11 protein-coding genes are annotated in these 13,737 nt (G+C 43.4%); 2 read left to right on the top strand and 9 right to left on the bottom strand.

Features of this window, described 5'->3' with window-relative positions; all coding sequences use genetic code 11:
- Positions 1-93 precede the first annotated feature (93 nt).
- Positions 94-720, top strand: coding sequence for a glycoside hydrolase domain-containing protein (locus PODO_RS18715; protein WP_036688810.1), 627 nt, complete (start codon positions 94-96; stop codon positions 718-720).
- 645 nt (positions 721-1,365) lie between these two features.
- Here PODO_RS18715 and PODO_RS18720 read toward each other — a convergent pair.
- Both PODO_RS18720 and PODO_RS18725 read right to left on the bottom strand, forming a co-directional pair.
- Positions 1,366-3,192, bottom strand: coding sequence for a M56 family metallopeptidase (locus PODO_RS18720; protein WP_038572128.1), 1,827 nt, complete (start codon positions 3,190-3,192; stop codon positions 1,366-1,368).
- Entirely contained in the window at positions 3,192-3,581 is a 390-nt protein-coding gene (locus tag PODO_RS18725) for a BlaI/MecI/CopY family transcriptional regulator (protein ID WP_038572130.1), read from the bottom strand. Before PODO_RS18725 ends, PODO_RS18720 begins: the two co-directional genes overlap by 1 nt.
- Before the next feature lie 276 nt (positions 3,582-3,857).
- Here PODO_RS18725 and PODO_RS18730 point away from each other — a divergent pair, with 276 nt between their 5' ends.
- On the top strand, positions 3,858-4,247 hold the full coding sequence (locus PODO_RS18730; protein ID WP_038572132.1) for a YhfM domain-containing protein: 390 nt from the start codon (positions 3,858-3,860) through the stop codon (positions 4,245-4,247).
- 136 nt (positions 4,248-4,383) lie between these two features.
- Here PODO_RS18730 and PODO_RS18735 read toward each other — a convergent pair whose 3' ends face one another.
- The 7 genes from PODO_RS18735 to PODO_RS18765 all read right to left on the bottom strand — a co-directional run bounded on the left by PODO_RS18735 (position 4,384) and on the right by PODO_RS18765 (position 13,628).
- Entirely contained in the window at positions 4,384-5,259 is an 876-nt protein-coding gene (locus tag PODO_RS18735) for an amidohydrolase family protein (protein WP_038572134.1), read from the bottom strand.
- On the bottom strand, positions 5,246-8,416 hold the full coding sequence (locus PODO_RS18740; RefSeq protein ID WP_038572136.1) for a GNAT family N-acetyltransferase: 3,171 nt from the start codon (positions 8,414-8,416) through the stop codon (positions 5,246-5,248). The genes PODO_RS18735 and PODO_RS18740 overlap by 14 nt, the downstream gene beginning before the upstream one ends.
- Positions 8,417-8,639: 223 nt before the next feature.
- Entirely contained in the window at positions 8,640-9,659 is a 1,020-nt protein-coding gene (locus tag PODO_RS18745) for an LCP family protein (RefSeq protein ID WP_038572139.1), read from the bottom strand.
- A 30-nt stretch (positions 9,660-9,689) separates the two neighbouring features.
- Positions 9,690-10,811, bottom strand: coding sequence for an FtsW/RodA/SpoVE family cell cycle protein (locus PODO_RS18750; protein ID WP_038572142.1), 1,122 nt, complete (start codon positions 10,809-10,811; stop codon positions 9,690-9,692).
- A gap of 99 nt (positions 10,812-10,910) precedes the next feature.
- Entirely contained in the window at positions 10,911-11,474 is a 564-nt protein-coding gene (locus PODO_RS18755) for a hypothetical protein (RefSeq protein ID WP_244886356.1), read from the bottom strand.
- 60 nt (positions 11,475-11,534) lie between these two features.
- Positions 11,535-12,920, bottom strand: coding sequence for a sensor histidine kinase (locus PODO_RS18760; RefSeq protein ID WP_038572147.1), 1,386 nt, complete (start codon positions 12,918-12,920; stop codon positions 11,535-11,537).
- Between the two features lie 3 nt (positions 12,921-12,923).
- Positions 12,924-13,628: a response regulator transcription factor gene (locus PODO_RS18765; protein WP_038572150.1), complete on the bottom strand. Its 705-nt coding sequence runs from the start codon at positions 13,626-13,628 to the stop codon at positions 12,924-12,926.
- Positions 13,629-13,737 lie beyond the last annotated feature (109 nt).

Consider the following 13,737-nt stretch of genomic DNA (forward strand, 5'->3'; position numbering starts at 1 on the left):
GGTTCCCCCAAGAATCTGTGAAAGTTTTCTCATATATTGATAGGGAGGTTGGCGCCAAACCTTAAACAAAATAATTGAAAGAAGGCAATTACAATGGCTTTAGGTTGTGATACAGCTACAAATGTAACAGCAGCAAGATTAACTACACTTAAAAATAATAAATTCACATTCGTTTGCCGATATTTGAATCGCGTCGAAGGATATCAGGATGGTCTCACCTCAGCTGAGATTACACGGATTTCAGATGGGGGATTATATATCATATCCCTTTATCAAATCAGCAAATCGCTCGATCATTTTACGAAAGCCAATGGTGTTAAAGATGCTGAAACGGCTGTAGGCTTAGCAAGTGATTTGGGACAAACCAGCAGCACTCCGATTTATTTTGCCATAGACCGCGATATGACCTCTACCGAAATCACAAACAATATAGTACCTTATTTTCAAGGCATAAAATCAGTGCTAGACAGCAGTACTAAAAATTCCAAAGGCTATAAAATGGGTATCTACGGATCACGAGCAGTCTGCTCTCATATTCGAGGCACTAATTCCGCCACAACACGTTACACCTTCATCGTAGATAATGACTGGCAGGGAACCTTCGATGATTGGAACCTGCGACAATATAATTTCAACACTGAGGTAGGAACGAGCACTGGCAAAATCAACGTAGACTATGTAGAGTCCTCCTCACATAGCGGTGGAGGCTGGAAAAAGTAATTTATTCCTCTTTTATCGGTGACGAGGCGTTATACTAAAGCAGATGATGATAGATTCAAATAAAGTCTCGTTATTAAAAAAATAGTAAAAAGACAACCAGGCATTGACTATCCGATTATTGGAGAAGCTCTGCCTGGTGTTTTTGGTTTGTAGCGGAAGTTTAAGCAGATAATGATAAATCGTAGCTATCCGACTTTAAGGTCTTCTTTGAGCAACCCTCGGGGATTAATCCATAGAATTTTCAAATGCCCAGCCGAATTACGATAGAGCATCCGTTTCGCACTGACAGCAGCTTGCGTTCCTCACTAACAGCAGCTGGCTTTCCACTATGTTCTCCCCCTATATTTTTATCGCTCTAACTTTATGCAACCTATGAGATAACTGCACTTTATACACTTATTTCGTCTGTAAAAGGCTAACTTCTCACTTTAACTGTATTCTATACAATTAAAATCACAGTTATCAGCTTTAGCGGCAAAAAACTAAAAAATAGGTGTACAAAATACAACTATCTTCAGGAGCGAGTTTTTCGAGCGAAAATAGCTGTACGAAATACAATTATAAGCCACTACATATTAAAATCGTCAGCCCACCATATAAAAAAGGGGCGGGATCTTTGTAGACCCCCCCCTGCTCCACTTGCTCCTATTTAGAATCGCCCAATTGATCATATGCTGGATCATACGTCCACTTCAGGCCATTGTCCTTACTCGACAGATAGATGGTACCTACAGTGTTGCCCTCTTTGCTGAGCAGAATAGGATACAATCCCTCTTTTCCATTAAAAATAGGTGAAAGCGGCGTTTTTTGATATTCATCAAAGGTTTCCGGCAGGGATACCACGAGCTTTTCCCATGACTTACCCTTATCTTTAGTCCAATAAATAACAGGCCCATTATCTTCATAATATCTGAACCCCAAGAATCCGATATCCTTGTTAGAAAACCCTGCCCCGGCTAAACTTTCCGCGTATAAATCGTTAGGATTTCCAAGCTCCGTCCATGTCTTCCCGCCGTCAGAGGTCTGATATACATAATTTAGCGAACGTCCCACACCTACAGAACCTCCGGAGACGATCCAACCATTTTGCTTGTCAGTAAACCCGATGAACTTGGCATCATAACCCTTAGCACCTTCAATGTTGTAGTTATTCCACGATTTCCCCATGTCATCGCTGATTAATACATGTAGAGGGGATTCTTTACCATCCGCAAATCCATATACAATTGCGGTTTTGTCCTCGGAGATATAAAATCCGGTATCCGCTCTCCCCATCCCCATTTCAGTTCCAGTCGTATCAAGTTTTAAAGGCGTTTGCGCTTGGATCTCCCCTTTCCGATAGGAGACAGAGACATTACCATCCTCGTCCATGGAATACGTATTCCCAGCGTCACGCACAACAACTTGTTCACCACTAGAGCTGTAGGAATAAATAGTACCTGGTTTGAGCGCCGTATCTGTAGATTGTCCGGTTAGGTTCGTACAGGCTGCTAGCACTGCAGTTATACCAACCACCATTAAGACCGCAAGAAATGCACCTACTCCATTTCGTTTTTCTTTCATATTTAAAATACTGCCGAATCGCTGCTTCATCGAGTGTTTTCCTCCTGCAAAATTCGTTGATAAAGCTACATGCCGAGTAGCATTACTTTGCATAACCGATAAAATAGCTTCGCAGTATTTCTTTCGATATGCTGCATTTTGCTTACGTACAACGGTGTCATCACAATAAATTTCAATTTCGCGGACAGCTTCGCGTGCCATGAACCAGACCAATGGATTAAACCAATGCACTGCCTGCACAATCAGTAGCAACAGCTTATATATGATGTCATGCCTTTTGTAATGGACCAGCTCATGTTTTAAGATAAACTCCAGCTCTTCCTCACTATATTGATCATGCGGCAAGAATAGTGTTGGCTTGTAAAAACCCATTAGCATCGGATTCGGAACTTTACTGCTTATCAGAACCGGAATGGCGGGTGTTACATGCATTTCTTTAGCGACTTGTTTGAGCTTGGAGAACATATCCTCTCTCTGAAGAGGGCTGCTCCAACGTAATACCTGTTTTCTGAAAAAGAAATAACTAAGCAAATGATACCCTAAAAAAAGCACAGCTCCAGTAACCCAGATGTACGCTAAGATATTAGTTATAGAAGGGATATGGCTTACATCCCCTGTCTGGACCGGCTGAGAGATTACTGACGTATCCGCCTGCAAATTCTGGGACACTGAGCTTTGAAAGACAGTTGCTATGGCCTGACCTTCGGGTAGCTGAATCGCCACAGGAGGATTGGTAAAGGAAAAGTTGAATGGCAACAATAATCGCAGGGTTAGGATCAACCATATCCAATAGCTCAACTTAGCCGAATAATGTTTTCTTAACAAGGGAGTTAATGTGATTAAGCCGATAATAACTAAACTTATGGTCACAGAGATAACCAGAAAATCTGTAAAAAGACCTGTTATCATCAGGATTCCTCCTTATCTACTCTATCGAGCAGTTCCCGCAACTCAGCAAGATCGCTTTTATCAATCGCCTTTCCGTTGTATAAGGACATTACCATATCCTGCACAGAGTTGCCAAAAAGCTTTTCAAGCGTCGACTTCCCTTCGCTCTCTTTATAATCTGTCTCAGAAATTGCAGCGAGATAACGGTTGCTCCGCCCTTCTTTTTCGCAAGATAGAAAGCCCTTTTCAACCAGCCGTGACAGCACTGTCATCAAAGTTGCAAGCGCCCACTTACGTTTATCCCCCAGTTGATTCAAAATGTAAGAGGAGCTAACCCAACTCTCGGCTCGCCAAATCACCAGCATAATTTCCAGTTCAGCATCTGGCAAGCGTTTGATTTTGATATTCATCCCTATTTCTCCTTGTTATACATTTGTGTAATACATTCATTATACAAACGTATAATTAAAAAGCAAGCACATTATTTCTAAAATATGTATACATTCTTAGACGTTTATTATTTTAATAAAGGTTTCACCAGTCCAGTAGCAAATAATAAATAGAACCCTAGGAACTTTTATAAGATTCCAACAATGAGATAACCAACGCACACTCAGCTGAAATTTATAACTATTTTGGAAACTAAGTGATTGGTCTGCATTATTCTTAAGTAAGGAGGGCAGGTTATGAAAAAATTTAGTATTCTATCATTTTCACTGATAATTTTACTGATTTTATTATTTGTATTAGTCAGACCCACGCAAAAGATCTTAAGTGTCAATCTTGTATCCGAAACAACAGAAATCACTTATACTGACCGTGAAAGCCTTCAAATCTTCGAAGATGCTATAAGAACTGTAAAAAAAGTACGCGGGTCTGTTGATGTCGGTCAACCAACTTATCGAATGACTGTTACTTACGCTAATTCAAAGGTGGCCGGATTCAGCCTTTATATGGATTTTAAAACGAAAGATGGTTTCCTGATTAAAGCTAGCAATAGCGAAAAGATGCTGGATTTAAGAAATAAGAATTCGGTTGAGCTAGCTGATCTGTTAAGTAAAGAAAAGGAAGATTAGAATTTGGAAACTCAATCTAAAAATAGGCATGGTTTCATACAAATGCAAAAATAAGCCACCCTTTAGTACTAACTAAGGATGGCTTGTTCGTAATTATATTATTTTCCTGCGCTTAAAATATACTGTCCCGCTCCGCTCAGAGCGCTGCAATTCTCTGCTGGATGCGTGGGAATAATGCAAAGGCATTCTCATAAAATACTTTCTCGTGGTGCTGCTCAGGCACAAGTCGGCGGACGAACTCCGCATACAGGTCTATAGGCGCGAGTGGCCAATCCGTACCGAACAGCATTTTCTCATAGTGATCAGAGTATACCAGCGCCCGGCGAAAATGATCCATAAACAGGGGTTCATTCATGAACCGCTCAAAATGAGGCCGATCACCAACAACGAGACCAGATAAATCGGCATAGACGTTCGGATTCTTGGCGACCACTTCGGCAGCATCCATCACCCATGGATCGCCTAAATGGCAGATCATAAAGTTCACGTCGCGCCGTTGGAACGCTAGTTCGTCCACGGTAAGCGGATGCGCATACTTAAGCAATCCATTCATCGAATACGTATCACCGGTATGAATAACCACAGGCGTGCCATACTTGGCCGCCAGCTCATAGATCGGCGAGTAGATTTTGTCATAAACGTAATGATGATAGTACCCGGCATAAAGCTTAATACCAGCTACCTCAGGAGCTTGCAGCCGTGCCTCAATTCGGTCCAGCTCATCCAAAGCATCCTTTCCTCCGAGCATATTCGGATTAATGCCCACGCATTCCATTAAGAATGGCGGCACACTATCTTCCAAGTCAAGCCCCATCGGATTGGGAGAGGCAGAGTCAGGAAAGGCACCCTTCGTCTGCTCCGTGACCCCCATTCCAATGCCGAGAACAACGTCGTTCTTGTCAAACTCCGCTTTGAGCCCAGCAGCTGTGTAATCAACTTTGGAGAGGTCCTGTGCTGTCTGATGAAAGCTATCGATGTCCGACAGATGTATGTGAATATCAATGATTGGCATTTATAGTCTCCTTTTTGTCAGAAGCACTAGCAAAGGTCACCTTCATAAGATTACGAATTACCTCTGGATCCAGAGCGAGCTCTCCCATGATCATGAAGGTCGGCTGTGTCCAAGCGGTTTCTCCGTTCAGAAGTAGTAGATGGTGATTCACACCATATGTGAATACCTTATTGTTCAGGTAAGACATAGCTCTCTGATTAGGATAACTATGCACCACATGCAGCATGTCTTTACGCGAAGTTGCACCGATTCGGATAAGCCCCTTGGATTCCAGATGGGCTTCGACCTTCCCGATAGGGAAGTTGCCTTCCTCTGGGAGCTCCATCCAGCCTTCCGAATAGATTGGTGAAGGCTTAAAGTAACTATCCTCGGATAGCGAATAATGCGGCAGCGTCATTCCACTTTCATTGGTTACTGAAATCAACACACAGAGCACAGGAATTCCGGGCAGCATGAGGTAATGCTGATTGATCGTGATCCCCCGGTTTGCTTCCTGCTTCTCCATCGAAGTGGTCAGTCTCAAACCCTTCCAGACGTTGCCGTGATCATCCATCTGCTCCGTCCAAGCTGCGCTTCTTGGCTCCTGCAACCGGCTAAATCCGCCTATTCCAGAAATACCCACACCGAGTCCACCATGCCAAGGATTCCACCAGGAGCGTGGTTCTGCTTTCGGAAAGGTGCTGTCCAACCACTCTTCTCCTCGGTGCTTCAAGGAATGCACAACACTGCCGAAATCAGGAGCAGCTGCAATAGATAGAACTCCGTTGGTCACTGTGTAAATGGGACCCGCAGGTCCTTCTTCTATCCCACAAACAACGCTTGTTTCCGTTTGTGGAAACCAGAGGCCTGTTCGCTCTTGAATGCGGTCCTCACCGCGATAGACGACCCGGACCTTACGGCCAGATTCGTTGTGTTCTGGTGATTCTGTATCCTCAGTAGAGAGCTCAAAACCTGCGGAGTGCAAATTTTGTCCTCTTTGCAACTCCATCTCAGCGACACTTCGCTCCTCTTCTCCATCAGCCTGTACATACAATTCAAGGCTTCCATCAAGCGGTGTCATCTTTCGTTCGATTAGCTCGGCATGAAGTGCCCCTGCCGCAAACGGATTTCCACCGCCGAGCGTTAGCTCAAGATGGTCATCCAACACCGGTATGACCGAATTCTGCTGTTTTAGGGCAAAGGCGCGAAATTCCGACCACTTAAGGAAGGTGTTAAGAGCAAACATCATAGTTTTTGTCCGTACGACATCTCCAGCGGAGATTCGGCCAAGATTATGCTCCAGCCCAAGCGGGTATTCCGGGCGAAGTAATTTTAGCGAAGGATCCCAGCAGATTCCGCATGTGACGTTCTCTTCCTTGCAGAACAACCAGTTCTCCGTAATTTGTGCACTGTCCCAAAGACTTGGATCGCCTGAGTAAGCATCGCCCATGTCCACGTATTGGCCCTGATATGGCAAGATAAGCTGTTTACCGAAAAAGCCGAAATTCGTCAACAGATACATGTCTTCTTCCAGGATGTCACTATTGGTATTGCAGACCTCGCTATAAAACTCAGCGATTCCGTTAGCAAATAGCTTAGCCACTCTTTTTATCTCAAGACCCGGAAATTCTTCCGACTCGTAAAGAGCTTCGAGCACCTGACTCTCCCCTTCAGAATAGATCTTTACTTCTTTGGCCTGTTTCTTAGAGAATTCTTCTGCGAATGGCTTGCCTAACTTCGGATGGGTCAACCAGAAATTATGGCTCGAGCCGGGATATTCAATCCACATTCCATTGTCGGTATTATTAAGATGAATGGAGTAGGCGCCATTTACAGCCACCCACTGATCCCCGTTTTCCCCGCCAAAGCGGCCATGCGTTCCCTTCATTAGAACGGATAGCTTGCTGATAAAGGTGACTGCCTTCTCTCCAACCGGAACGGCCGTTACCTCAATAGCCTGTGAATAAAGACCGTATGACTTTAGGGTAAAGGGTACTTGAATAGAAGCCTTACTCTTAGCTGGAACAGTAAAGCTTACTGTACGGTCCGCCCACATCAGGAATTCGTCTTCGGGCAAATCAAAAGAAAATTCTGCTTCTGCAGCAAAATTATTCTCCACATTAAGGTACAGTTCCGAAGGAAGACCCAGATATAGTTCCCGGTGTGGCAGCGCTATCTTCATTTTGAGTGGGAATTTAGGAGCAACGCCAATGCGGAATTCAGCACGCTTGCCACCGATGATCCACTTGCTCAAAACAACGGGGTGTGTCTTCTTATCGTTCTGCTCTTCCCGAACCGAATCAAGCTCAAAATCACCTTCCACGATAACCGTTTCACCTGGTGCTAGTGTTCGCGCAGCAGATAGAGCAAAACGGATATTTTTATCGTTCTGGCCTTCGATCTCAATGGCCAGCTCAGACGCCGAACGATTCTTGATGCGATAGCGAATCTTGTAGGTCGAACCGAACACAAGATCATGATCATCAATCTCCGTGGAGATTTCATAGTCTGGTGTATCAAGAGCGGTCAGACCGCGGCCAGTCTTCTCGAATTCCGTCCGCAAGGAGAGTTCTCCCTTTTGCCAAGTATAATCAAAGAAATCAAAGCCACGCTCCTGGCGGCCATCTGGCTGGATGGGAAGTTCACGGGTACTGTCTGCATACCAATCCAGTTCTTCAAAATAAGGAGCAAGTGCTTCCGTTTGCAATACAGTTGGAATGAAGTTCATCAGATGGACGTAATCTTCATTTTTCTCCCAAAAAAATCCGCATTTCTTATACATCGGTACGGCTTTCGTATTACCTGCCCAAGTGAACAGATCAAGACGTGGCCAGCCCGCTTCTATTGTTTGGCGAACAGCGTTCAGAATCAGATTGCGGCCAACCTTGTATCCGTGATAATCGGGCCGTACATTCAATAGCGGGACATACAATGCCCCTTCATCTTGACGGTAGTGGGCGAAGCTGCAGAAGCCGACTACCTCTTTGCCATCAACGGCAAGAAAGGCATTAAGATTGGACGAGATCTCCATCTCACGGCGCACACTGTCCTCAGTTCTCTGATTAGTGCCTCCGCCCCAGCTTTCGTTGCTGCGGTTCCACATTTCTGCGACCGCCCCAGCATAAGAAGAATCGTATTCGATAATGCGGATTTGTTCCGCTGTAGTTTTTACAGTCATGCTCTCATCTCCTTATTCCTCAAAAAAATATGAGTATGTATTCGCATAAAGTTATTGTGGATAAGCTCTCTACAACATATTGAAATAACTCCTACGAGTTCTTATTATACTATTAATTGGAAGCTCAATACGAGGTAAAAAACTCTTTCACCTTATTTTCTACATAAACTCACAGCCGGCAGAAAGCTACAAAAAAACTGCTCCTAAGAGCAGTTTGTTGATGTTAATCCACAGTCCCAACATTCTCCAAGTGTAATGAGCTTTCGGAGCTGACGCCTGCTTCCGTACTCAGAGTAGTAAGTGCTTGTTTTAGATCCTCTTTATTCACATAGACATACGGACTCTTCCAAAGAGATTCCACATGTAAGGAATTAATATGCTCTGGTTTAAGTTTAGGGAAGTTGAATAACCACTGCTGCAGATCTGCTTGAGGAATATCCGTCTTCACATTTTCACCAATGATATCCAATACATTTCCCCATTGGGACACGCCTTGGAAATTTCCTAGCTTATCCAGAATCTGCTTGATTACTTGCTGCTGCCGATCATTGCGCTGGAAATCGGAGGATTCAGCCGTTCCTTGATTCGATTTACGGTACCGTACAAAATCAAGAACTTGTTTGCCATCCAGCTTCTGCAAGCCTTTCTTTAAATCGATGTGTGTACCATCTGCCGTATCGGTATATTTCATATCCATATCGACATCTATAGTCAGTCCGCCAAGCAAATCCACGGTCTTCTGCAACACATCAAAATTCACCACAACCATGTGCTCAATCGGCAGACCGAGCAAATTACTGAAGAACTCTTTTGTATTTGGAATAGCCTCTGTTTTGTCTTTTATGTAATGATAAGCATAATAATAATTGGCTTTGCGGGAAGGCAACGATTTAGGTTTTAGCAACAAATCCCGTGGTAAAGATAAGAAACTCGTCGACTTCGTGTCCGGATTGAAGCTGACAAGCATCAGAACATCGGTATTCATTACTCCACCACCGCCATCCCGGCTATCTACCCCGGCTAGCAGAAAAATCATAGGTTCAACCGATACCGTCTCCTTTTTTTCCTCTGGAACAGCTGTGGGCTGGATGGTGACTGGAGCTGCCATACGCTGTATCGCATCATCCGTCTTTTTATATAAATACCCTGCATATACTCCAATCCCTATAATAGCTGCGCCTAAGACAAGACCAATGCTCGTCAGAATTTTACGGGTTGTTGTCCACTTGCGTTTGTTAGACATAATTTCCTCCACTCAGTTCCAATAGCTAATTCAATCAGTGCTTTCATCCTTATGAACTTTAACACTTAACACCATGCCAATCGCAATCATATTAGTTAGCAATGAGCTGCCTCCATAACTAATAAAAGGCAATGAAATCCCCGTCAGGGGCAGCAACCCAATATGCATCCCAAGATTAACGGAAACTTGAAAGATGAACATGGCGATAAACCCGGTGACAATATAGGTACCCGCACGGTCCCTACTATCCAGCGCAATAAAGATCATTCGGTACACGAGCAGTAAATAAAGCATCAGCAGCACGGATGAACCTATAAAACCGTATTTCCCCCCGATGACTACATAGATCGAATCGGAATACGCATATGGAATATATCCTTTTCGCAAAAAAATACCTTCACTGCCCGATAATCCTCCGGAGCCAATGGCTATCATTGCGTTTTTTACATGCCAAGATTTATCAGGATCGCTTTGCGGGTCCAAAAAAGCTTGGATTCGTGACAATTGATGGGGTTCGACAATCTTGGATAACAAGTCGAAGTTGGCATAATACAGCCATAGTATCGTGCCGATCGAAATAATCACAACACCAAGGATCAGAATCATATATAGAGCACGGATGTTACCAATCCACAGCATACTAAGTAATATGCCAGCAAAAACGAGCGCTGTACCCAAATCGGGCTGATCCATTATTAAAATGAAAGGAATTAAAAAAACGAAACAAACCGGTACTAAATCTTGAAAAAACCGCAGCTGCTGGCCCTCTCGTGTACCTAATAGATGAGCAATGAGCAGCACCGTACTTATTTTAGCCAGCTCGGAGGGCTGAAGCTGAAAGCTCCCAATGCTTAACCAACGCACGGCACCATTGAGATTTTCTCCAACCAGCTTGACTAGTACGAGTAAACCTATGCCCACGCCATAAAAGAGATACGCTAACCTGCCTAATAGAATCTTATAATCTACCAAAGCAATGAATAACATGGGTAGGCAAAATAAAGCAAATAAATACAAATAACTTATGTAAAGACCGTCTAACCGCGTATCCGTAGTCGCTTCATAAATAGCAACAGTACCCACGCCAACTAAGCAGGTGGTGAGAAAAAGTACGGATCTGTCCAGCTTTGCAATTTTGGTAGAGATGAGCATAAAACAACCTCTATTTAATTTCTGTAGTTTTCTTGTTGTGCTGAGCACTTTTACTTCTTTTTTTCACATTGAAGCGCTACGGATGACTAGATTGAATGATTACCTCAGATCAAATTTGCCCTGATACGCTTTCTTCGATAACAGCTTCAGTTTATCTTCACTTAGCGTATAGATATCCAGACCATTCCCAGCCTCACCCAATGACCAGCCCAGCGCGAGCTCCTTATGGCCATCTTCATCAACATCAAAGAATCCGGCATAATCTAGACCATACCCAAACCCCTCAACCTCGGAAATCTTCTGCCAAGCTTCATTTTCCTGCCTCAACAACATTGCTTTTATAGTATATCCTTTGTTTTTACTGTACTCATACACAACTACGGCTTCGTCAATTCCGTCTCCATCCATATCGCCAAAAGAGATGGCATTATCCTCTTGTCCCTTCATCGGAGTTATCAATTGAGCTTTGTCTGGAAGCCACTTAATAAATTCCTGGCTCGTTTTGTCTCGCTCCAGGCTTGCTTCTGATGATGGAGGTTTAATCAGCTCTCCGGGTGTTGCCGGGACTCCGCATCCTCCGAGCAAAAATAAAGTTGTAAACAGGGTACCAATTTTTATGAATTTGCCCGGCATTTGGATCATCGACTCCTCGCTTGTCCGCATATATAGTATTTTATCTTTGAAAGAGGTGAAAGTGGTTATGAAATAGTTAAATTTGAATTCTTATTCTATCGGTAAGTCAAATTGGACAATCGTTCCTTTGCCTAAAGTGCTGCTTATTCGCAGCTCTCCATGATGCAATTTAATGATCTGTTCCGAGATGGATAAACCCAAGCCACTGCCCGAAGCCTGTTGATCCCCTTTGTAGAATTTTTGCCGCACATTCTCTAAATCCGTCTCTGCGATACCTGAGCCTGTATCCTCTACAGAAATCACGACTTTCCCTGGAACCGTATGGGCGCTGATTAAAATCCGATCTGATGAACCAGTAAATTTGAGTGAATTATCAATGAGATTAATCATGACTTGCTTCACACGATTCTCGTCAGCTTGAATCACTGGCAGATGTTCTTCTATTTTCACTTCTAGTGAGATGCCTTGTCGGGTCGCTCTAGGGGTAAGTTGTCTGCCGATATGCTGCAGCAGTTCTGTTAGATCCACTGATGTGAAGTGAACGGCGATTCTTCCGTTATCCAACTTAGAGAAATCCAACAATTCATCCACCATATGAGTTAACCTGTCACTTTCGGATTCAATAATATCAAGCCCATCATAAAATAGAGGTTGATTACTCACCTCACTCGCCTTTAAGGTAATTGCCCAACCTTTGATCGAGGTCAAGGGTGTTCGCAGTTCATGGGATACGGAAGCGATAAAATCATTCTTAAGCTGTTCACTCTTGGAGATTCGGCTTGCCATCATATTTAACGTATCCGCCAATGAACCAAGCTCATCTTGATAGCGCTTATGCACTCTGATGCTGAAATCACCTTCGGTCATCTGGTCTGCTGCCTGCTTCAGATCTTTAATTGATCTGGTTATGGTCCAAGACAGCAATAATCCAAGTAAGGTGACAATGCCAATAACGATTATCCCCACCCCGATCAGTAAAACCGTAATATGTTTAACTGTATGTATAGTTTCCGTTAAGGACGTGATAAATCTGACTCCCCCCACTATGTTTCCATTAGCCTGCAAGGGATAAGATACCGCGTAAATTGCTTCCTCTGTGTTAGGGTCCGCACCTTTCCAACTGCCGGGCTGCCCTTTTATTGCTGCTTGTACATCTATGTACTCAGTCATAGTTAGATCGCCTTGAAGTCCATTTGAGTCCTGCAACAGCCAGCCTTCAACATTAATAATCTGCACCTGTGCATCAGAATGACTCGCAAAACCCTTCAGTAACCTATCCGATTGTTCCTCCAGATCCTGGTCCCCAAAGTATTGCTGAAAAAAAGAAGCCGATAGCTCTGCTTGATTCATCAAGGTTTCCTCTATGTTATGAAAATAATAATATCGCACAGATACATTAAGAATGATTTCAAGAATGAGCACAGTAAGACAAATGAGTATAAAATAGCTTCCTACTAATCTTTTCTGAATCCCCATTCTTCAACCATCCTTTCTAAAGCGGTAACCGAGCCCCCATACCGTCTCAAGCCAATGCGGATTAGAAGCATCAACCTCAATTTTCTCTCTTAACTTACGCACATGAACATCCACCGTTTTGGGATCTCCAATATAATCCTCTCCCCAGACAAGATTCATTAATTCATTTCTAGAGAGTGCTGTATCCGGATGCTCCAGAAAGGTTTTCATCAACTGAAATTCCTTCGGAGTTAATTCAATGCTGTCATCCTGCTTAAACATCTTGTTCGCGTTCAAATCCAGCCGGATCGGTCCAGCTTGAAGTATCGTTTTTTGCGGCTTTAGAGCGGATTCTGTACGGCGCAAAATAGCTTTAATACGTGCTACCAATTCTAATGGATTAAAAGGTTTAACAATGTAATCGTCAGCACCCATTTCAAGGCCATTGATTTTGTCCAAATCCTGTCCACGTGCGGTTAAGAAAATGATGATGACCCCAGCGTCTTTCTCTCTTAGCTTTCGGCATATTTCGAACCCATTAGAATCAGGCAACATGATATCCAGAACCATAACATCTGGACGGCTCACCTCAAAGCTCTGCAATGCTTCTTCTCCACAAGCAGCTTCACTAACCACAAACCCATTATTCGTTAAATTTATAGATATAAAACGTCTAATATTATCGTCATCTTCCACAATAAGCACATGATTGCGATCAACAGTATCCACGATTCCCACCCCTATTACCCAGAGTCTAAACAAGTAAAAAAACAAAAAAACTCTCCCGGTAAAGAGAGAGTCTTGTCTCGGATCCCTATAATTAAATCACAAGTGGATA

Origin of the sequence: Paenibacillus odorifer, from assembly GCF_000758725.1 — a bacterium.
In the GTDB taxonomy this organism is placed as follows: domain Bacteria; phylum Bacillota; class Bacilli; order Paenibacillales; family Paenibacillaceae; genus Paenibacillus_AQ; species Paenibacillus_AQ odorifer.